Consider the following 20,730-nt stretch of genomic DNA (forward strand, 5'->3'; position numbering starts at 1 on the left):
GTGGGCCCCTGTCTCCGGACAGGGGCCCACTTTTGTGTCCCCCTTCGGTCGAGGTCGGGGTCGTGCTGACCCGGCCGTGCCCGCCACCGGACGGGTGGCGGCATCGACCCGGCCGGCCGGGCACGCGGCGACCACGATCCACCGCGGGCCGTACGCGGGTCGGGCGGCGGCACACCGCGCTGTGCTCGACCGGTGTGCGACACAGGGGCTGCCGCCTACCGCCACGAGGACCCGGCGGAGCTCACCACCGTGGTCCACCGGTTGCTGACGCGAGGTCGCCCGGTACCTGCGCGTGATTAGGATCGTCCTGTGGACCGGCGCATCGGAGGGTCGCTCGCACGGCTGGGCCTGACCGAGTCGTGGGCGGAGCAGACCCTGATCGATCTCGGGTGGTGGTCCGGTGACCGGCCCACCCTCGGTTCCGAGCCGATCATGTGGGCGCTCGCCCGCAGCCCCGATCCCGATCTGGCGCTGCGCACCGTCGAGCGGCTCTTCGCCGCCGTCGCCGACCGGCAGGAGCTCTCCGGCGCGTTGCGGACCGACATGGGTCTGCGGGGCCGGCTGCTCGCGCTGCTCGGCAGCTCGACGGCGTTGGGGGACCACCTCGTCACGCACCCCGACCGGTGGCACCGCCTGCGGGAGAGCGCCCGGCCGCCCGCCGACCCCACGGCGACGATGCTGGCGGCGGTCGGTGCCGATCCCGACTCCCCGTCGGCGGCCACGCTGACCGGTTCGGAGGCGGTCGAGGCGCTCGGCACCGCCTACCGAGACAAGATGCTCCTGCTCGCGGCCGCCGACCTCGCCGCGGTGGGGGAGCCCGAGCTACCGGTTCTGGAGGTCGACGAGGTCACCGCCCGCCTGTCGGACCTCGCGGCGGCCGCATTGCGGGCCGCCCTGGCCGTGGCGATGGCCGAGGCCGGCTCCGACTGCGGCCGGCTCGCGATCATCGCGATGGGCAAGTGCGGCGGACGCGAGCTCAACTACGTCAGCGACGTCGACGTCGTGTTCGTCGCGGAACCCGCCGACCAGGCCACCACGAAGCTGGCCGCCCGGGTCATGCGGATCGCCGGCGAGGCCTGCTTCGAGGTGGACGCCAACCTGCGCCCCGAGGGCCGCCAGGGCGCGCTGGTGCGCACCCTCGACGGGCACGTGTCCTACTACAAGCGCTGGGCCAAGACCTGGGAGTTCCAGGCGCTGCTCAAGGCCCGCCCCATCGCCGGCGACGAGGAGCTGGGCAAGGCCTACGCCGAGGCCGTCGCGCCGATGGTGTGGAACGCGGTGGGCCGGGACGACTTCGTCGCCGACGTGCAGGCGATGCGCCGTCGCGTCGAGGACAACGTCCGGCCCGACCAGCGATCCCGGGAGATCAAGCTGGGGCCCGGGGGTCTGCGCGACGTCGAGTTCGCGGTGCAGCTGCTGCAGCTCGTGCACGGGCGCACCGACCCCGCGCTGCACTCGCCGTCCACCCTCGACGCCCTGGCGGCGCTGGCCGACGGCGGCTACGTCGCACGCGACGACGGGGCCAACCTCGCGGCGTCCTACCGGTTCCTGCGCCTGCTCGAGCACCGCCTGCAGCTGCAGCGGATGCGCCGGACCCACCTGTTGCCCCCGGCCGACGACACCGTCGCACTGCGGTGGCTCGCGCGCGCGGCCCGGATGCGCCCCGACGGACGCCACGACGTGGTCGGCGTGCTGATGGCGGAGTGGACCCGCAACGCCCGGCGTGTGCGCCGGCTGCACGAGAAGCTGTTCTACCGGCCGCTGCTGACGGCGGTGTCGCGGTTGTCGGCCGACACGGCCCGGCTGTCGGAGTCGGCGGCGGCGGCGCGGCTGGGCGCGTTGGGCTGGGTGTCGCCGGAGGGGGCGTTGACGCACCTGCGTGCGCTGATGTCGGGGGTGTCGCGGGCGGCGTCGATCCAGCAGACGCTGCTGCCGGTGCTGCTCGACGAGCTCGCGCGCAGCCCCGACCCGGACCGCGGCCTGCTGGCCTACCGCCGCGTGTCCGAGGCCCTGGCGACCACGCCCTGGTACCTGCGGCTACTGCGCGACGAGGGGCTGGTGGCGCAGCGGCTGATGTACCTGCTCGGCACGTCCGCGCTGGTGCCGGACCTGCTGGTGCGGGCCCCGGAGGTGCTGCGGCTGCTGGCCGCACCGTCCGCCGGCCGGGCCGACGAGCTCACCCGCGACCCCGGCGAGGTGGCGATGTCGCTGCGCACCACCGTCGCGCGGCAGCATGACCCGGACACCGCCGCCGCCACCGCACGGTCGTTGCGTCGCCACGAGATGCTGCGCGTGGCGTGCGCCGACCTGCTCGGCGTGCAGACCACCGAGCAGGTGTGCGCGGCGCTGAGCTCGGTGTGGGTGGCGGTGCTGCAGGCCACGCTCGAGTCGGTGGAGCGCGCGCTGGGTGCGAGCCCGGCCCCGGCGCGGATGGCCGTGATCGGGATGGGGCGCCTCGGGGGAGCGGAGCTCGGCTACGGCAGCGATGCCGACGTGCTGTTCGTCTGCGAGCCGGTGGACGGTGCGGCCGACGGGGACGCGGTCCGCTACGCCACCACGGTGGCGGAGACCGTCCGCCGGCGTCTCGGCGCACCCAGCCCGGACCCGGCGCTGCTCGTGGACGCCGACCTGCGGCCCGAGGGGCGCTCGGGGCCGCTCGTCCGCACGTTCGAGTCCTACCGGAGCTACTACGCCCGCTGGTCGGAGGCATGGGAGGCGCAGGCGCTGCTGCGTGCGACGCCCGTGGCGGGGGACCGGGACCTCGGGATCCGGTTCGTGGAGATGGTGGACCCCATCCGCTACCCGCCCGACGGCCTCGACGCGACGACGGTCACGGAGATCCGGCGGATCAAGGCCCGGGTCGACGCCGAGCGGCTGCCGCGCGGCGCCGACCGCACTCTGCACACCAAGCTCGGTCTGGGCGGGCTCGCGGACGTCGAGTGGACCGTCCAGCTGCTGCAGCTCCAGCACGCCGGTGACCTGCCCGAGCTGCGCACGACGTCCACGCTCGAGGGGCTGCGCGAGGCCGGCGAGGCCGGGCTGCTCACCCCCGACGACGTCGCCGAGCTCACCACGGGATGGACGATGGCCACCCGCGCCCGCAACGCGATCATGCTGGTGAAGGGCAAGCCCGGCGACCAGCTGCCGCGCTCGGGCCACGAGCTGGCCTCGATCGCGTGCGCGGCGGGCTACCCCGCCGGCGGCGACCCCGGCGTGTTCCTCGACGACTACCGCAAGGCCACGCGACGGGCCCGGGCCGTCGTCGAAAGGGTTTTCTACGGCTGGTGACGGCGGGCTACCGTGCGCGGCATGCCCTCGACGTCGACCCTCCTGGCGTTCGCCCTCGCCGGGATCGTGCTGGTGGTGATCCCCGGGCCGAGCGTGCTGTTCATCGTGGGCCGCGCCCTGGCCCACGGCCGGCGCGCCGCGCTGACGAGCGTGGCCGGCAACACCACCGGCGCCGCGCTCGTGGTGGTGCTGGTGGCGTTCGGACTGGGGGCCGTGGCCGCGGGATCGGCCGTGGTGTTCGGCGTGATCAAGTTCGTCGGGGCCGCGTACCTCGTGTACCTCGGGGTCCAGACGATCCGCCGCCGCGGCGATCTCACCGCGGTTCTCGGGTCCGTGTCCGGGGCCGCGGACCGGCGGCTGTACTGGCAGGGCGTCGTGGTCGGGTGCACCAACCCGAAGGTGCTGGTGTTCTTCGCGGCCGTGCTGCCGCAGTTCGTCGACGCCGGCGCCGGTAGCGCCACCACCCAGATGCTGGTGCTGGGACTGCTGTTCGCGCTGATCGCGTCGGTGCTCGACAGCCTGTGGGGCCTCGCCGCCGGCACCGTCCGCACCTGGTTCGTCACCTCGCCCGCCCGGCTGCGCCGGGTCGGCGGGCTCGGGGGCGCGATGATGATCGTCATGGGGGCGGGCCTGGCGCTGACCGGGCGGAAGGACTGACGAGGGGCCGTGCGCGGATATCGGTGTGGGAACACTGTTATCCGCGCACGGGCGGCGGAGCCGCACTCGAGCGCGCTGCGAGACTGGGCCCGTGGACACCGTCAGGCAGCTCGTCGAGACCCGGCCCGTCGTCCTGCTCGCCGCCGTCCTCGCGCTGGTCGCGGTGTCCTGGCGGATGTCGTGGCGCTGGGCCCGCACCGTGGTCACCATCGCTCACGAGGGCGGGCACGCCGTGGCGGCGCTGGTGGCCGGGCGGGGGCTGACGGGCATCCGGCTGCACCCCGACACGTCCGGCGTCACGGTGTCCACGGGCGCGCGTCGCGGGCCGGGGCTGGTGTTCACGTTCCTCGGCGGCTACCCGGCGCCGTCGCTGCTCGGGGTGGGCGGGGCGCTGCTCGTGGCCGCCGACCGGGCCCAGCTGACGCTGTGGATCGCGTTGGCGCTGCTCGCCGCCACGCTGATCGGGATCCGCAACGCCTACGGGGCCGTCGCCGTGCTGGCCACCGGGGTGCTGGTGGCGGCCGTCGCGGGCTGGGCGACTCCCCGGGTGCAGGACGGTTTCGCGGCGGCGCTGTGCTGGTTCCTGGTGTTCGGCGGGCTGCGCGCCACGAGGGAGCTGCAGCGTGGCCGCCGTCGGGGATATCGGGGCGATTCGGACGCCGACATGCTCGCCCGGTTGACGCACGTCGCGGGGGGAATCTGGGCGGTCCTGTTCTGGTTGGTGGCGGGTGTGGCCGTGATCATCGCGGCCTGGGTACTGCTGATCCGACCGACCTGATCCGACCGACCTGATCCGACCGACCTGATCCGACCGACCTGAGGAGAGCGCGTGACCGCACCGACCGACATGAACGACTGGAACCGCAAGATCATCGAGGAGTTCCGCGCCAACGAGGGGCGGGTCGGTGGCCCGTTCGAGGGGGCGCCGATGATCCTCGTGCACCACATCGGGGCCAAGTCGGGCACCGAGCGCGTGACACCACTCGTGTACTTCCCGCAGCCCGACGACCAGATCGTGATCATCGCGTCCAAGGCCGGCGCGCCGACCAACCCGGACTGGTACCACAACCTCAAGGCCAACCCGAAGATCACCGTCGAGGTCGGCACCGAGACGTTCGCCGTCGAGGCCGCCGAGGTCGAGGGCGCCGAGCGCGACACGATCTGGGACGCCGCCGTGGCCGCCAACCCGGGCTTCGGCGAGTACCAGACGAAGACGAGCCGCCTGATCCCCGTGCTGAGGCTCACGCGCATCTGAGGCAGGATCGGCAGCCGTGACCATCACCTTGGACCAGGCCCAGACCATCGTCGCCGCCGCACTGCTGCACGGCACCGAGGCGGGGTTCAACCCGCTGACGGTCGCGGTGCTCGATCCCGGAGGGGCGCTCGTGGCCCTGGGCCGCCAGGACGGCTCCGGCTTCCTGCGCCCCGACCTCGCCCAGGCGAAGGCCTCCGGCGTGCTCGCACTGGGCATGACCAACCGGGCCATCGCCGCGCGCGCGGCCGACTCCCCGGAGTTCTTCACCTCCGTGGCCACGCTGGCCGGCGGCAAGATCCTGTCCGTGCCCGGCGGCGTCTTCGTCCGCGACGCCGACGGCGTGCTGCTCGGCGCCGTCGGGGTCACGGGCGACGCGTCGCTCAACGACGAGGCCGCCGCCCTCGCGGGTATCGCCGCCGCCGGTCTGGTCGCCCAGACCGGGGCGGAGTGACCACCTCCTCCACCCTCGACCGGACCGGGGCGGGCCTGCTGCTCGCCCTGGTCTCGGCCGTCACCTTCGGGCTCTCCGGCCCGTTCGCCAAGGCCCTGACCGACGCCGGGTGGTCGGCGTCGGGTGCGGTGCTCGTCCGCCTCGGTGGGGCCGCGGCGATCCTGCTGGTGATCCTCGCCGTCCGGCGCCCGGGGGTGCTGGCCGCGGTCCGCGCCGACGGCCCGGCGCTCGTGCTCTACGGCGTGCTGGCCATGGCCGGCGTCCAGGTGGCGTTCTTCAACGCGCTGCAGTACCTGCCCGTCGCCGTCGCGCTGCTGCTCGAGTACATCGGCCCCGTGCTGGTCATCGGCTGGGTGTGGCTCGTGCGCCGGCAGCCGCCGAGCCGTCGCACCGTGCTCGGCGCGGTCGTCGCCCTGTTCGGGCTGACGCTGGTGGTGCAGCTGTGGTCCGGCATCGGGCTGAGCACGCCGGGGTTGCTGTGGGGGTTCGCCGCGGCCGTCTGCCAGGCGTCGTACTTCCTGATCGCGGACCGGGCCGGGGCGTCGACCCCGCCACTGGTGCTCGCGGGCGTGGGGATGACGGTGGGCACCGTCGTGGTCGCGCTGCTGGGGCTGGTGGGCGTGCTGCCCATCGTGATCGACGCCGCGGCCACCGGGGTGTTCCTGGCCGGCGTCGACGTCGGCTGGCCGGTGGCGGCCACGCTGCTCGTCGTCGTCGCGTCGGTGATCGCCTACCTCACCGGGGTGGCCGCGATCGCGCGCATCGGCGCGGCCCGCGGCTCGCTCGTCGCGCTGCTGGAGGTGGTGGCCTCCGCCGTGGCGTCGTGGCTGCTGCTGGGGCAGGTGCCCGCGGTCATCCAGCTGGTGGGCGGGGCGCTGATCCTGGTGGGTGTCGCGCTGACCTCGACGGCGGCCCGACCGGACCCGACCCCGGCGCCGGTCTAGCCGCGATCGACCACCGCCACATGGCCACCTACGGCTGCCCGTGGCGGTCCGTCAACAGCCACGAGTGACCATGAGGCGGTGTGGGGCGGGGGCGCGGGGTCAGGAGGGGCGGCGCCGGCGCCACCAGGGGTTGCGGGTCGGTGGCGGTGGGGCAGGAGCCGCCGGCGACGCGGCGGGCGCACGGCCGGCGCGCCAGCGGGCCACGGCGTCGTCGGCGTCGATGCGGCCGACCTTCACCCTCGGGCCCACCGGGTTGCGCAGATACTCGACGATCCGCAGGTTCAGCGCCCGCAGCACGTCCCGCACGGCCTGCTCCGTGCGGAGATCGCTCAGGGTGGCGGGCAGGCGGTCGATCTCCTTGCGCAGCTGGATCGACTCGGGCAGCAGCGCCTCGCGCGAGAGACCCTCGCGTTCGACGTAGCGGCGGACCCACCACATCTCGTCGTCGGGCCCGTCCAGTCCCGGCAGCGGTTTGCCGGCGCCGGGCAGGTTGTCGAAGGCGCCGCGTTCGGCGGCCTCGCGGATGGCCCGGTCGACGGCCGACTCGTACCCCACGCGACCGAGGTTACCGGGGGATCACGGGCAGCGTGAGGTGTGACGGCCGGGCGCGGTCGTGGAACACCTGCTGGTCCGCGACCGCGAACGCGGTGGCGCGCACGGGTTCCTCGCCGGTCTGCGGGTTGCGGATCCAGCGCGGGAAGCAGCTCGACGCGATCTCCACGCGCAGCCGGTGGCCCGCCGCGATCACGATGCTGGTGGCCCACAGGTCGATCTCGTAGACGTACACGTGGCCGGGCTCGATCAGGGTCGGCTCGCTCGTCGACTCGCGGAAGCGGGCCGCCACGACGCCGTCCACGACGTTCCACGCGTAGCCGTCGGGGTGGACGTCGACGACCCGGGCCACGAAGTCGCAGTCCGGCGCCGAGGACGCGGCGTGCAGCGTCATCGTGACGTCCCCGGTGATCTCCAGCGGCTCGGCGAGCACGTCGCCGGTGTAGACCAGCACGTCGTCGCGGGCCTCCGCGGGGCGCTGGTCGAACACCCCGGGCGGGAGCGCGAGGGAGGCGCCGCCCAGGGACGGCACCGGGTCGGCCGGGTCGCTGACGTAGGAGTCCGGTTCCTCGTCGCCGGGCGGCTCCCACGACAGCGACCCGCCCGCGCGCAGGTACAGCGGCGTCTCGACGCGCCGGGCGAGCGGCCAGTCGTCCTCGTCGCGCCAGCGGTTCTCGCCGAGCACGAAGATCCGGACGCGCGGGCCGTCGAGCGGGGTGCCGCGGAAGAAGTGGTCGAACCAGTCGCGCTGGATCGCGTGGAGCTCGATGGCCGCCTCGGGGCCGAAGTCGGCCTCGCCCGCGCCGCGCGTCTCGGGCTTCGCGTAGCCGAGCAGGTGCGCCCACGGCCCCATGACCAGCCGCTGGTTCTCCCGGGCGTACCCGGTGCGGGCGCCGGCGCGGAGGGTGCGGTACATCGTGAGCGTGTCGTACTGGAAGGCTGCCAATCAAGAACAACGGCGGCCCAGGACGAGACGTGCAGCATCGGCACGTCGATGTCGCCCGCGTGGCCGCGGAGGTCCAGCGCGGCCCAGTAGTCGTCGTCGGTGGTGTGCGACAGGAGGTCGCGCAGGTAGGGGGCGCCGGGGGCGAAGCGGTCGGCCCAGTCGAGCACCGGGGTGTGCTCCACCGCCTCGCGGGTGAGCGGGGCGAAGCGGGCGCCGGGCACGCTCGACCACGCGTCCCACTCGGTGATCAGCTCCGACCCGACCTTCTCCCGGGCCAGCGAGCCGATCCAGTTCACCGTCCAGTCCAGCTCCAGGACGCCGTTGCGGTAGAGGCAGTCGTGGAAGAACGTGATCGGGCCGGAGACGGGGCTCGCCGCCCGCAGCGCCGGCGGCCGGTGGGTGGCGAGGTGGTACTGCGCGAGGCCCATGTAGCTCTGCGACAGCGTGCCGACCTCCCCGTTGCTCCCCGGCAGCTCGGCGGCCCAGGCCACGGCGTCGGCGCCGTCGGGTCCCTCCTGCGTGAACGGGTCGAACGTGCCGTCGGACGCGCCGCGGCCCCGCACGTCCTGGATCACCACGATGTAGCCGTGGTCGGGGAAGCACGCGGGCTCGATGCGCTCCGAGGCCTGCTTGCCGTAGGGCGTGCGGACCAGCAGCACCGGGTGGCGCCCGGGTTGCGCGGGGCGGTGGACGTCGGCGCGCAGGACGACGCCGTCGCGGGTGGACATCTCGACGTCGAACTCCGTCTGGGGCACGCCGTCAGCCTGTCAGGATGCGCTGCGTCCCGCTGTAGACGTTCATCGTCTCGCCGCGGAGGAAACCCACCAGCGTGACGCCGGCGTCCACCGCCAGCTCGACGGCCAGCGAGCTCGGCGCCGACACCGCCGACAGCATCGGCACCCCGGCCATCACGGCCTTCTGCACCAGCTCGAACGACGCCCGGCCGGACACCATCAGCACCGTGCCCGCCGCCGGGATGCGCCCGTCGAGCAGGGCCCAGCCGAGGACCTTGTCGACGGCGTTGTGCCGCCCGACGTCCTCGCGCGCGACGAGCAGCTCGCCGTCGGCGGTGAAGAGTCCGGCGGCGTGCAGGCCGCCGGTGGAGTCGAACAGCTTCTGGGCGGTGCGCAGGGTGTCGGGGAGCGTGCTCAGCACGGCCGGGGTGACCGTGATCGGGTCGGCGGCGGGGGAGAAGCGCGTCTTGAGCTTGACCGCGTCCAGCGACGCCTTGCCGCACACCCCGCACGACGAGGTGGTGTAGAAGTTGCGCTCGATGCTGGGGTCGGGGGGTTCCACGCCGGCGGCCAGCGCCAGGTCGAGGACGTTGTAGGTGTTGCGGCCCGCGTCGTCGAAGGAGTCGCAGTAACGGGCGGCCAGCACGTCGTCGGACGAGCCGATCACGCCCTCGGTGAGCAGGAACCCGTGGGTGAGCTCGACGTCGTGGCCGGGCGTGCGCATCGTGACCGACAGCGGTCTGCCGTCGACCCGGATCTCCAACGGCTCCTCGGCGGCGAGCACGTCCTGGCGTCGCGTCGACCCGTCCGTCCCGATGCGCAGGACGGGACGGTTGACGCTCAGGCGGCCCATGGCGCCACGGTAACCCCGCGTCAGCGGATGCGCTGTCCGGTCTCCTCGCAGGAGTACCCACCCAGGGCCTCGACACCGGTGCGGAAGTCCGACCGTTCCAGCAGCGTCCAGAGCGGGGCGAGCAGCGGGTCGTCGAGGGTGTCGGTGCGCAGGACGAGGTCGTAGGGCTCGCGGGCGACCGGCACGAAGTCCAGCCCGAACGCGCGGGCGGCGGCGAGGATGCCCATCCCGGCGTCGGCGCGCCCGGCGCTCACCGCGGCGGCGACCGCCAGGTGGGTGTGCTCCTCGCGGGAGTAGCCGGAGATCGCCGCGGGGTCGACGCCGCGGCGGGCGAGCTCGTGGTCGAGCAGCGCCCGGGTGCCCGCGCCGCGCTGCCGGTTGACGTAGCTCACACGCGTGAGGTCCTCGATGCCGGTGAGCCCCAGGGGATTGCCGGGCGCGACGATCAGCCCCTGGTCGCGGTGCACGAGCCGGACCACGGCGATCCCGTCGGGGCCGAGCAGCCGGTCGACGTAGGGCAACGTGTACTCGCCGGTGGCGGGGTCGAGCAGGTGCGACCCGGCGAGGTGGCACAGCCCGTCCCGCAGCGCGACGAGCCCGCCGAGCGACCCGACGTTGGACGACGCGAGCGTGACCAGCGGATCGGCGGCCCGCAGTTCGGACGCGGCCACGTCGAGGACGAGGTCGTGCGAGCCGATCGCGACGATCGTGCGACCGATCTCGCCCAGCCCGCGCAGCAGCTCCACCCGCACCTGCTCGCCCGCGTGGTGGCCCTCCACCCCGGCGGGGACGACGAGCAGGCCGTCGGCGCGCACGAGGGAGGTGAGCACGCCGGCGCCGCGGGGGAGCGGGGTGGCCACCACCTCACCGGCCACCCGCCCGAGCCGCACGCGCACCCAGTCGTCCGTTCCGACGGCGGACGCGAGCTTGCGGGCCAGCCGTGCCGTGGTGGACGGGCGCTCGCGCGGGGCGGCGCCCTCCAGGGTCGCGAGCAGGGGCGCGGCGAAGATGTCGAACGTCAGCGACGCCGACACGGGGTAGCCGGGGGCGCCGAGCACAGGGGTGGTGCCGACGGTGCCCAGCACCACGGGATGACCCGGTTTCACCGCCACCCCGTGCACGGCGAGGGTCCCGGCCCCGGCGACGACGCGGGCGGTGTGGTCGTCGCGCCCGGCGCTGGAGCCGGCGATGAGGATCACGAGGTCGGCGCGCTCGGCGGCGTCGCGCAGGGCGGTGGCGATCAGGTCGGGATCGTCCGCGACGATCGCGGTGGTCTCGGCGACGCAGCCGATCTCGCGGGCCTGCGAGGCGAGCATCAGCGAGTTGGTGTCGAGGATCTCGCCGGGTGCGGTGTCGGTGCCGATCGGCCGGATCTCGTCACCGGTGGGGACCACGACGACGCGGGGCCGCCTCCGCACCACCAGCTCGACCGCCCCGGCCGCCGCGCACGCCGCGACGTCGACGGGCCGCAACCGGTGGGCCTCGGGCAGGAGCAGCTCGGTGGCGCTGATGTCCTCACCGATCGAGCGGACGTGCTGGTACGGGGGCACCGCGGCCGCCACTTCGGCCTTGCCGTCGCCGGTGCGGTGCACGTGCTCGCGCATGACGACGGCGTCGTAGCCGGCGGGCAGCGGGTCGCCGGTGTCGACCACCTCGAACTCGGCCAGCAGCACCGGCGTGGTCTCCGCGGCGCCCACGGTGTCGGCGGCGCGGACCGCGATGCCGTCCATCCCGGCCGAGTCGAACGCGGGCGACGACCGCAGGGCCCACACCGGCTCGGCGGTGACGCGCCCGACCGCGTCGGCGACGGCGACGGTCTCCACGTCCAGCCGCTCCGGGCAGCCCGCCGCCCGGCACGCGGCGGTCCAGGCCGCCGTGGCCTCGGCCGTGGGCACGTCGGAGACGAAGGGGCTGTTCACCGGTACAGCATCACATCGACCTCGCTGCCCGCGTCGAGGCCGGTGGCGGGTTCGGGCACGACGAGGCAGCCGTCGGCGCGGGTGAGCACCGACAGCAGCGCGGACGGCCCGAAGATCGGGGTCGCCGTCCCGTCGGCCACGGTGACCTGCACGACGTCGACGCGCCCGGTCAGCGAGGGGATGTCGCGGGAGAGCCGGGCCCTCGTCGACGGTTCGGGCGGTGGCCGCCCGCAGCCGGCCAGGCGCCACACCAGCGGCACCCCGACCAGCCGGAAGACGACCAGCGCCGACAGCGGGTTGCCGGGCAGGCCGATCACGGGCACCCCACCGCACTCGGCGAGCAGCGTGGGCTTGCCGGGTCTGAGTGCGATGCCGTGGCACCAGATCTCCCCGAGCGCGGCGACGGCGCCGGCGGTCTCGTCGCGGGCCCCGACCGACGAGCCCGCCGAGACGACCACGAGGTCCGCGTCGCGCAGCGCCTCCTTCAGCGCGGCGGTGAGCGCGCCGGGGTCGTCGGGGACGATGCCGGCGGGCACCGGTTCGCCCCCGGCGTCGCGCACCAGCCCGGCCAGCGCGGATGCGGTGGCGTCGCGGACCTGGCCGGGCGCGAGGTCGCGGGTGCAGGGTGGTACGACCTCGTCGCCGGTGGACAGGATCGCGACGCGCGGCCGGGTGTGCACGGCGACCTCGACGACGCCTGCGGCGGCGAGCAACCCCAGGTCGGGGGCCCGCAGAGGGCGCCCACCGGGTACCAGGTCGCCGCCGGCGGCGACGTCCTCGTCGGCCCGCACGAGCCCCGCCCCCGGGGCCACCGGGCGCGTGACCTCCACCGTGCCGGGCATCGTCTCGGCGGTGTACTCGACCATCACGACGGCGTCGGCGCCCGCGGGCAGCACCCCGCCGGTGGGCATGGCGACGCAGCCCCCGGGCGGGACGGCGACGTCGGGTGCGCGCCCCATCCGGACCGTCCCGGCCAGGTCGAGGTAGGACGGCAGGCCCTCCGACGCGCCGTAGGTGTCGGCCGCGCGCACCGCGTAGCCGTCCACTGTGGAGCGTGGGAAGCCGGGCAGCGCAGCTCGGGCGGTGACGCCGCCCGTAGGGACGCGACGCAGGGCGGTGTCCAGCGTGACGACCTCGGCGGCGGTGCGGCGGGCGGGCCGGAACCCCGCGAGCACCTCCGACACCGTGCGGGTGGTGAAGAACTCCCGACCGCTCACGGGTGATCACCGATGGGGGACCGGGAACGGTGGTGGGGGCGGTGGCGCGTCCCCGGACGGTGATCTCGGGGGGTGGTCACCGGTCGGGCTGGCCTTCCGCGCCACCGGGCCTGGGCTGGTCGCGGGCCGCCGCGCCGCCCTTGGCCAGGCCCAGCACGCTTACCACCGGGCCCAGCGCCACCTGGCCGAGGCCGCAGATGCTGGTCTTGCGCATGGCCTCCTCCAGCCGCAGCACCTGGGCGCGCTCGTCGTCGTCGAGGGTCGAGCGACCGGCGAGGATCTCGTGCGCCTTGGTGGAACCCACCCGGCACGGCACGCACTTGCCGCAGGACTCGTTGCGGAAGAAGCGCAGCACGTTCGTGGACGCCGCGAGCAGGTCGGTGCCCTCGGCCAGCACCACCACCGCGCCCGACCCCAGCATCGTGCCGGCGGAGGCGGCGGAGCCGAAGTCCAGCGCCAGGTCGAGGTGGTCGGGCCCGATGAAGTTCGACGACGCGCCGCCCGGCTGCACCGCCCCCACCCGGCGTCCGCCGCTCACCCCGCCGGCCAGCTCGATCAGCTCGCCGACGGTGGTGCCCATCGGCACGCAGTAGACGTCGGGGCGCTCGACGTGCCCGGAGACGGCGAAGAACTTCCAGCCCACCGACTCGCCGAGGCCCTGGTCGGCCCACCACTGCGCCCCGCGTTGCACGATCACGGGCACGTCGGCGAACGTCTCGACGGAGTTCATCAGGGTGGGACGGCCGTGGAGGCCGTAGTTGCCGGGGAACGGGGGCTTGTTGCGGGGCTCGCCGCGGTGGCCCTCCATGCACTCCAGCAGGGCGGTCTCCTCGCCGAGGATGTAGCCACCGGGGGAGACGAACACCTCCACCTGCCGCCCGGGCCCGACCAGCCCGGCCGCGCGCAGGGCCTCGATCTCCGCGCGCAGCACGTGCTCCTCGGGGCCGTACTCGTGGCGGAGGAAGACCCAGCCCTCCTCGGCGCCGACCACGACCATGCCGATGAGCAGCCCCTCCAGCACCAGGTGCGGCTGGGTGGCGAGGATCTGGCGGTCCTTGAACGTACCGGGCTCGGACTCGTCGGCGTTGCAGATGACGTAGCGGGTGCCCGGCGGCGTGCTGCGGACGAGGTCCCACTTCTGGCCCGTGGGGAAGCCTGCGCCGCCCATGCCGCGCAGGCCGGAGTCCTTCAGCGCCGTGACCACGGTGTCGGCGTCGAGCTCGCCGGCGAGCAGCGCGCGCAGCGTGGCGTAGCGCTCGTCGCCGGGCGCGTAGGGATCGTTGGGCCACGGCGCCTCGCGCAGGGACGCGGGAGCGTCGCCCACCCCGTCGGCCCGGGCGGCCGCGACCAGGTCGTCGACGTCCGCCAACGGCGCCGGGCGCTCGTTCACCGCCACCGCCGGCGCGCTGTCGCAGCGGCCCAGGCACGAGACCTCGACCAGCTCCACGTCGCCAGGATTGTCGGTCCCAGCGGCGCCGTAGCGCTCGCGCAGCTCCGCGATCCGCGCCTCACCGTCACGCAGGAAGCACGGCAGGTCGTGGCACGCGTGCAGCGCGACCTTCACCGGCGGTGTGGTGCGGAAGTGCGGGTAGAACGAGATCAGTCCCTCGATCTCGTAGCGCGGCCGCTTGGCGTCGCGGGCCAGCTCCTCCAGCTCCTCCCGGGGCAGCCAGCCGAGGCGGGCCTGGAGCGCGTTGAGGGCCGGGACGAGCGACGGGCCCGGGAACTTCCCCGCCCGCGCCTCGACCCCGGGGACCCGAGGTTGCACCGTCGTCACCGCGTTGACGCGTGAGCTCGCAAGCTCGCTCACAGGGCCTCCACCTGCACCGCACAGAACTTGAACTCCGGGATCTTGCCGAACGGGTCGACCTCGTCGATGGTCAGCAGGTTCGCCGCGGCCTCCCGGAAGTGGAACGGGATGAACACGTTGCCCAGCTGCTCGCGGTGGCTGATCCGCACCAGCAGCTCGATGGCCCCGCGCCGCGACCGGGCCCGCACCATCTGGCCGTGGGCGAGCCCGCGGTCGGCGGCGTCCTTGGGGTGCATGTACACCTCCGCGACCGGGGAGATCGCGTCGAGCGCGAACGAGCGGCGCGTCATCGAACCGGTGTGCCAGTGCTCCAGCAACCGGCCGGTGTTGAGCACCAGCGGGTACTCGGCGTCGGGCAGCTCCTTGGGCGGCAGCCACTGCGCCGGGACCAGGTGCGCGAGGCCGTCGTCGGTGTTGAAGTGCTCGTCGAACATGACGATCGTGCCGTCGGAGTGCTCGGGATCGGCGTTCGGGTAGAGCTTCCCGGACAGGCCCAGGTTGTCGTAGGACAGGTTCCGGTACGACGCCATGAGCGACACCATCTCGTCGAACACCTCGCTGGGCGCGCCGTAGTTCCAGTCCAGGCCGATGCGCCGCGCGATGTCCTGCACGATCTCCCAGTCCGGGCGGGCCTGGCCCGGTGCGTCCATGACCTTGCGGCCGAGCTGCACGCGGCGGTCGGTGTTGGTGTAGGTGCCGTCCTTCTCCAGGTAGGAGGTGGCGGGGAGGATCACGTCGGCGAACTCGGCGGTCTCGGTGAGGAAGATGTCCTGCACCACCAGGAAGTCCAGTGCCGACAGGGCCTTGCGCACCTTGTTGATGTTGGGGTCGGAGAGGAACGGGTTCTCGCCGAGCATGTACATGCCGCGCACGCCGTCGGGCTGCAGCACGGACTTGATGATCTCGGTGACGGTCAGGCCGCGGTTCGGGTTCAGCGCCGTGCCCCAGGCCGTCTCGAACCGGGCCTGGACGGCGTCGCGGTCGACGCCCTGGTAGTCGGGGTAGAACATCGGCACCAGCCCGGCGTCGGACGCGCCCTGCACGTTGTTCTGGCCGCGCAACGGGTGCAGCCCGGTGCCGGGGCGCCCGACGTTGCCGGTGATCGAGCACAGCGCGATCAGGCAGCGGGCGTTGTCGGTGCCGGTGGTGTGCTGGGAGATCCCCATGCCCCAGTAGACGACCGCCGCGCCCGCCTCGCCCCACAGCTTCCCGACCAGGCGGATCGTGTCGGCATCGACGCCGGTGATCTGGGCGGCGCGCTCGGGCGGGTAGTCGGCGACGGTGCGAGCCAGCTCGTCGTAGTTGGACGTGCGGTTCGCGATGAACTCGCGGTCGATGTGCCCGAGCCGGATCACCTCGTGCATCACGGCGTTGTAGAACGCGACGTCGGTGCCCGGCTTGAGCTGCACGTGGACGTCGGCGTGCTCGGAGACGGTGGACGCCCGCGGGTCGACGTAGATGATCGTGGTGCCACGACGGCGGGCCTGCTTGAAGAAGCTCGACGCGACGGGGTGGTTCGCGGTGGGGTTGGAGCCGGTGATGATCACGACGTCGGCGTTGACCACGTCGCCGTAGGTGGTGGACACCGCGCCCGACCCGACCCCCTCGAACAGTGCCGCCACCGACGACGCATGGCACAGCCGCGTGCAGTGGTCGACGTTGTTGGTGCCGAACCCGGTGCGGATCAGCTTCTGGAAGAGGTAGGCCTCCTCGTTGGAGCACTTCGCCGAGCCGAACCCGGCGATCGCGCCCGGCCCGCCCGCGGCGTGCACCTCCGTCAGCCGCCGCGCGATGAGGTCGAGCGCCTCGTCCCAGGTGGCCTCGCGGAAGTGGGGGAGCACCTCGTCGTAGTCGACGAGGCCGCCGGGCTTGCGGCCCCGGTCCTTGCCCGGGCGCTCGTCGCGGCGGCTGCGGTTGCCGCCGGAGCCGGCGCGGCCACGGTCGTTGTGGTTGCCGCCCGCGCCGTCGCCGCGGACGTCGGCCGAGAGCGGGCCCTTCGGGTAGGCGGCGTCGATGCGGATCAGCGGGACGGTCAGCCGTTGCGGGGACGCGGAGTAGTCCCAGCCGTAGCGGCCCTTGACGCACAGCCGGCTCTGGGACCCGGGCTGGTCGCGGCCCTCGGCGAAGGAGATCGCGCCGTGCTCGCGGTCGACGTAGTAGGTCAGGGCGCAGCCGACGCCGCAGTACGGGCAGACGGAGTCGACGGCGTCGAGCTCCTCGCGGGGGCGGATCGGGATGCCGCGGATGGCCTTGTTCGTGAGCGCGCCGGTGGGGCAGGCCTGCACGCACTCGCCGCACGTCACGCACGACGACTTCCCCATCGGGTCGTTCAGGTCGAACGCGATGCGCGTCGAGTAGCCCTTGCCGGAGCGGCCGATGACGTCGTTGCCCTGGATGTCGTCGCAGGCCCGGACGCAGCGGTCGCAGAGGATGCAGGCGTCGTGGTTGACCTCGATGACGGGGTTGGACGAGTCGGTGCCGCGACCGGAGCCGCAGGGCAGCGCGCCGCGGTCGATGCCGAAGCCCTCCTCGAGGGCCAGCAGCAGGTTGTCGCCGGTGGTGGTCTGCTTCGGGTCCTCGGCGCGGGGCGGCTGGTCCGACACCAGCAGTTCGGTCAGGGTGGCGCGGTTGCGTTCGAGCTCGGGGCTCGTGGTGGTGACGGTCATGCCGTCCTCGCACGGGCGCACGCACGCGGCGGCGAACACCCGCCCGCCGGTGTCCACCACGCACATCCGGCACACGCCGACGGGGTCGTAGCGCTCGTCGTGGCAGAGCACGGGGATGTCGATGCCGGCCTGCCTGGCCGCGGTGAGGATGGTGGCGCCCGCGGGAACGGTGACCTCGTGGCCGTCGATCCTGGCGGTGACGGTGGCGACCTCGGTGAAGGGCTCCTGCAACGTGGTCATGGTTCCCCCGGGATCGACTGTGAGCGCGGCCACCTCGACCCTAGGCTCTGGTCGGCCGATCATCCAGCGGTCGGACCCGTTCCACCCAGCCCGTGGCCTGCTCGTAGGCCAGGCCGATCTCCAGCACCCGGCGGTCGGCGCCGGGCGGTCCGACGAGCTGGACGCCCGCGGGACGGCCGGCGGGGTCGAACCCGGCCGGCATGCCCAGCACCGGCGTCCCGGCCATCGACCACGGCAGCACGGTCTCCATCCAGCGATGGTAGGTGTCCATCGGCCGACCGTCGACCGTGTCCGGCCAGTGCACGTCGGCGGGGAACGGGAACACCTGCGCGCTCGGAGCGAGGACGGCGTCGTAGCGGCGGAACAGATCGCCGACCGCGGCGTACCAGGCGTCGCGGACCACCATCGCCTCGTCGATGTCGGCGACGGTCAGCGCCGCCGCGCGGGCGCGCTCCCACTCGGCCTCGGGTTTGAGCGGGCCGGGCGGCAGGTAGCGGGCCGCCCAGGCGCGCCAGGTCAGGAACGCGTCCCACAGCCGGTCGAGGTCGAACGCCGGCACGACGTCCTCGACCTCGGCGCCGAGCGCGGTGAACGGGTCGAGCGCGCCGCGGCAGACGTCCAGCAGCCCGGGTTCGGTGGCCAGCCGCCCCCCGAGGTCCCCGACCCACGCCACCCGGGCACCGCGCAGGTCGGCCGGGTGCAGGTCGGCGACGTCGAGAGGATCCGTGCGGGTCAGCGGGGCCGCCGGGTCGGGTCCGGCCAGCACCGACAGCAGCAGCGCGACGTCGGCGATGCTGCGGCCCATCGGCCCGGTCTCGCCCATCTGCGCGACGAACCCCGGCCCCGGCACCCGCCCGCGCGACGGCCGCAGGCCCAGCACGTTGCAGAACGCGGCCGGGTTGCGCAGCGAGCCCATGTAGTCGCTGCCGTCGGCGACCGGGAGCAGCCGGGCGGCGAGCGCGGCCGCGGCGCCGCCGCTGCTGCCGCCCGCGGTGAGCGTCAGATCGTGGGGGTTGCGGGTGACGCCCCAGACGTCGTTGTAGGTCTGGGAGCCGTAGCCGAACTCGGGCACGTTGGTCTTGCCGACGATCAGTGCGCCCGCCTCCCGGAGACGGCTGACGAACGGGTCGTCCACGACGGCGACGCGGTCGCGGAACAGCGGGGAGCCGCACGTCCACGGCAGGCCGGCGACCTGGGCGAGGTCCTTCACCGCGTGCGGCAGGCCGTGCAGGGGACCCCGGGGGCCGTCCCACGCGTCGGCCCGGCGGGCCCCGGCGAGCAGCGCGTCCTCGTCGCGCAGGGCGATGATGGCGTTGACCTGCGGGTTCACCCGCTCGATCCGCTCCAGGTAGGCCGTCATCACCTCGACGCACGACGTCTCCCGCGTGGCGATCAGGTGGGCCAGCGACGCGGCGCCGTGGTCGGTCAGGTGCACGGTCGTCCCTCGGCGTCCCAGCCGCGGGCGGCGTAGTAGCCGGCGACCATCGACCGGAGGGTGTCGGCGGTGAGCGCGGCCGACCGGCCCGACGCCAGCACCAGCGGCGTCTCCAGCATCCGGGCGGGCAGCGTGTCGTCGGCGGCCGTCGCGCCCGCGCGCAGGTTGAACGCGCGCTTGGCCGTGACGATCCGCCGTGCGGTGGCCCGCAGCTCGTCGGCGTCGAGGTCCCAGCCCGTGACGGGCGCCAGCAGCGCCGCCCACTCGGTGAACGGGTCGGTGAACACCCCGCGCAGGAACTTGCAGAGGATCATCGAGTCCATGACCGCGGCGCGGTCCTCGGTGGCGATCGCGGCGTGGACGTGCGGGTCGCCGCCGTCGAGGCGGTCGACCTCGCCGGAGAGGTCGGCCTCGTAGGCGCCGGAGCGGTTGTGGTCGGCGCCGCGGGAGTTGACGGCGAGCCCGAGCGCCATCGCCTGCAGTGTGCGCGGCTCGTAGCCGGGCAGCTCGAGGCCCTTGACCTGCGGTGCGAAGTCGATCGAGCCGTGGCCGACGACGCCGGCCGCGTGCCGGGAGCCCTGGGCCAGCAGCTCACCCAGGCCCGGTGAACGGGTGCCGATCGCGTCGAGCGCCCGCAGGAGCGCCGCCCCGTCACCGAAGCGGAGCCACGGCTCGTCGAGCAGCCCCCGCTCCGCGCACTCCATCGCCCACGCGATCGTGCCGCCCGCGGAGATCGTGTCGATGCCGAGCTCGTCGCAGCGTGCGCTGGCGGCGAACACGTCGTCGGGATCGGAGACACCGCACATCGGGCCGAGCGCGAACACGTTCTCGTACTCCATGCGCTGCGACCCGCCCCCGCGCCGGGAGTAGATGTGCTCGCAGCCGATGGAGCACGACGCGCAGCTGTTGCGGGCCACGCCGCGCAATTCGTGGAGCTCCTCGGCGGCGAGCCGCGGTGCGCCGTCGAACGTGGCGGCGGTGAAGTTGCGCGTCGGCAGTGTGGAGACCGCGTTGAACGCGAGCAGGTTGGCCAGCGTGCCCAGCTCGCGGTACTTCGCGGTGGCCGGGCCGAAGCTGCGCGCCCGCAGGTCGCGGGCCGCGGCCAGGACGGCGGGCGCGTCGGCGACGGCGGCCTTCGTGCCCGCCCGCACCAGCACGGCCTTGAGGTTCTTCGCGCCGAGCACCGCGCCCAGCCCGCCGCGTCCGGCGTGCCGGCCGTCGTGGCTGATGGTGGCGAAACGGACCCCGCGCTCCCCGGCCGGGCCGATCGCGGCGCTGCGCCAGCCGCGGCCGAACCGGGCCGACAGCGCCGTCTCGGCGTCGGCGGCGGGCAGGCCCGCCAGCTCCGGACACGGCTCCACCCGCACCCCCGACGCGTCGACGAGCACCACGGACAGGACGGAGGCCCGCCCGCGTACCACGATCGCGTCGTGGCCGGTGAGCTTGCCCGCGATGGCGAACTGGCTCGACGCCAGTGCGTCGGTGAGCAGGCCGGTGAGCGGAGAGGTGGCCACCACGGCGAACTTCGCGCTGGTCGTGAGCGGCGTGCCGACCAGCGGGGAGAACACGAACGCCAGCGGGGCCTCGGGCGCGAGCGGATCGACGCCGGCGGGGGAGAGGGTGTGCAGCAGCCAGGTGCCGAGCCCGACGCCGCCGAGGTACGCGCGCAGCACCGCGTCGTCGAGCGGGAGCGGGGCCGCCGTGGCCGCGTCGCCGGCGACGTCGACCACCAGTGCCCGCCCGAAGTACCCGCCCGGCGCCAC

At 74.2% G+C, this 20,730-nt stretch carries 15 protein-coding genes and 1 pseudogene; 6 read left to right on the forward strand and 10 right to left on the reverse strand.

Annotated features, from left to right (window positions below; all coding sequences use genetic code 11):
* Window positions 1-309 precede the first annotated feature (309 nt).
* From BGP03_RS33610 to BGP03_RS33635, 6 genes are all read left to right on the forward strand, one after another.
* On the forward strand, window positions 310-3,288 hold the full coding sequence (locus BGP03_RS33610; RefSeq protein ID WP_298800225.1) for a bifunctional [glutamine synthetase] adenylyltransferase/[glutamine synthetase]-adenylyl-L-tyrosine phosphorylase: 2,979 nt from the start codon (window positions 310-312) through the stop codon (window positions 3,286-3,288).
* A 21-nt stretch (window positions 3,289-3,309) separates the two neighbouring features.
* Window positions 3,310-3,945, forward strand: coding sequence for a LysE family translocator (locus BGP03_RS33615; RefSeq protein ID WP_296377856.1), 636 nt, complete (start codon window positions 3,310-3,312; stop codon window positions 3,943-3,945).
* A 91-nt stretch (window positions 3,946-4,036) separates the two neighbouring features.
* On the forward strand, window positions 4,037-4,723 hold the full coding sequence (locus BGP03_RS33620) for a M50 family metallopeptidase (protein ID WP_296377857.1): 687 nt from the start codon (window positions 4,037-4,039) through the stop codon (window positions 4,721-4,723).
* Window positions 4,724-4,792: 69 nt separating this feature from the next.
* The gene (locus BGP03_RS33625) at window positions 4,793-5,200 is read left to right on the forward strand and encodes a nitroreductase family deazaflavin-dependent oxidoreductase (RefSeq protein WP_296377882.1); all 408 of its coding nucleotides are present in this window, start codon (window positions 4,793-4,795) and stop codon (window positions 5,198-5,200) included.
* Between the two features lie 16 nt (window positions 5,201-5,216).
* Window positions 5,217-5,651 carry a heme-binding protein gene (locus tag BGP03_RS33630; RefSeq protein WP_296377858.1) on the forward strand — a complete coding sequence of 145 codons (435 nt, stop codon included), beginning with the start codon at window positions 5,217-5,219 and terminating at the stop codon, window positions 5,649-5,651.
* On the forward strand, window positions 5,648-6,595 hold the full coding sequence (locus tag BGP03_RS33635; RefSeq protein WP_296377859.1) for a DMT family transporter: 948 nt from the start codon (window positions 5,648-5,650) through the stop codon (window positions 6,593-6,595). The genes BGP03_RS33630 and BGP03_RS33635 overlap by 4 nt, the downstream gene beginning before the upstream one ends.
* A 99-nt stretch (window positions 6,596-6,694) precedes the next feature.
* Here BGP03_RS33635 and BGP03_RS33640 read toward each other — a convergent pair whose 3' ends face one another.
* From BGP03_RS33640 to BGP03_RS33685, 10 genes and pseudogenes are all read right to left on the reverse strand, one after another.
* On the reverse strand, window positions 6,695-7,150 hold the full coding sequence (locus BGP03_RS33640; protein ID WP_296377860.1) for a DUF1992 domain-containing protein: 456 nt from the start codon (window positions 7,148-7,150) through the stop codon (window positions 6,695-6,697).
* A 10-nt stretch (window positions 7,151-7,160) separates the two neighbouring features.
* Window positions 7,161-8,063 carry a CocE/NonD family hydrolase gene (locus tag BGP03_RS33645; RefSeq protein ID WP_298800224.1) on the reverse strand — a complete coding sequence of 301 codons (903 nt, stop codon included), beginning with the start codon at window positions 8,061-8,063 and terminating at the stop codon, window positions 7,161-7,163.
* A gap of 98 nt (window positions 8,064-8,161) precedes the next feature.
* Window positions 8,162-8,821, reverse strand: a pseudogene (locus BGP03_RS36180) (CocE/NonD family hydrolase); the annotation flags it as partial.
* Between the two features lie 31 nt (window positions 8,822-8,852).
* The gene (gene fdhD / locus BGP03_RS33655; RefSeq protein ID WP_296377862.1) at window positions 8,853-9,680 is read right to left on the reverse strand and encodes a formate dehydrogenase accessory sulfurtransferase FdhD; all 828 of its coding nucleotides are present in this window, start codon (window positions 9,678-9,680) and stop codon (window positions 8,853-8,855) included.
* A 20-nt stretch (window positions 9,681-9,700) separates the two neighbouring features.
* Window positions 9,701-11,599 carry a molybdopterin biosynthesis protein gene (locus tag BGP03_RS33660; RefSeq protein WP_298800222.1) on the reverse strand — a complete coding sequence of 633 codons (1,899 nt, stop codon included), beginning with the start codon at window positions 11,597-11,599 and terminating at the stop codon, window positions 9,701-9,703.
* A complete protein-coding gene (gene glp / locus BGP03_RS33665) occupies window positions 11,596-12,816 on the reverse strand; it encodes a gephyrin-like molybdotransferase Glp (RefSeq protein WP_298800221.1) in 1,221 nt (406 codons plus the stop codon). The genes BGP03_RS33660 and glp overlap by 4 nt, the downstream gene beginning before the upstream one ends.
* 76 nt (window positions 12,817-12,892) lie before the next feature.
* The gene (locus BGP03_RS33670; protein WP_298800220.1) at window positions 12,893-14,626 is read right to left on the reverse strand and encodes an NAD(P)H-dependent oxidoreductase subunit E; all 1,734 of its coding nucleotides are present in this window, start codon (window positions 14,624-14,626) and stop codon (window positions 12,893-12,895) included.
* Window positions 14,623-17,532, reverse strand: coding sequence for a formate dehydrogenase subunit alpha (fdhF, locus tag BGP03_RS33675; protein ID WP_296377866.1), 2,910 nt, complete (start codon window positions 17,530-17,532; stop codon window positions 14,623-14,625). Before fdhF ends, BGP03_RS33670 begins: the two co-directional genes overlap by 4 nt.
* A gap of 40 nt (window positions 17,533-17,572) precedes the next feature.
* Entirely contained in the window at window positions 17,573-18,967 is a 1,395-nt protein-coding gene (locus tag BGP03_RS33680; RefSeq protein ID WP_296377867.1) for an amidase, read from the reverse strand.
* Entirely contained in the window at window positions 18,958-20,730 is a 1,773-nt protein-coding gene (locus tag BGP03_RS33685; protein ID WP_296377868.1) for an aldehyde ferredoxin oxidoreductase C-terminal domain-containing protein, read from the reverse strand. Before BGP03_RS33685 ends, BGP03_RS33680 begins: the two co-directional genes overlap by 10 nt.

Source organism: Pseudonocardia sp. 73-21 (assembly GCF_001899645.1).
Taxonomy (GTDB): Bacteria; Actinomycetota; Actinomycetes; order Mycobacteriales; family Pseudonocardiaceae; genus Pseudonocardia.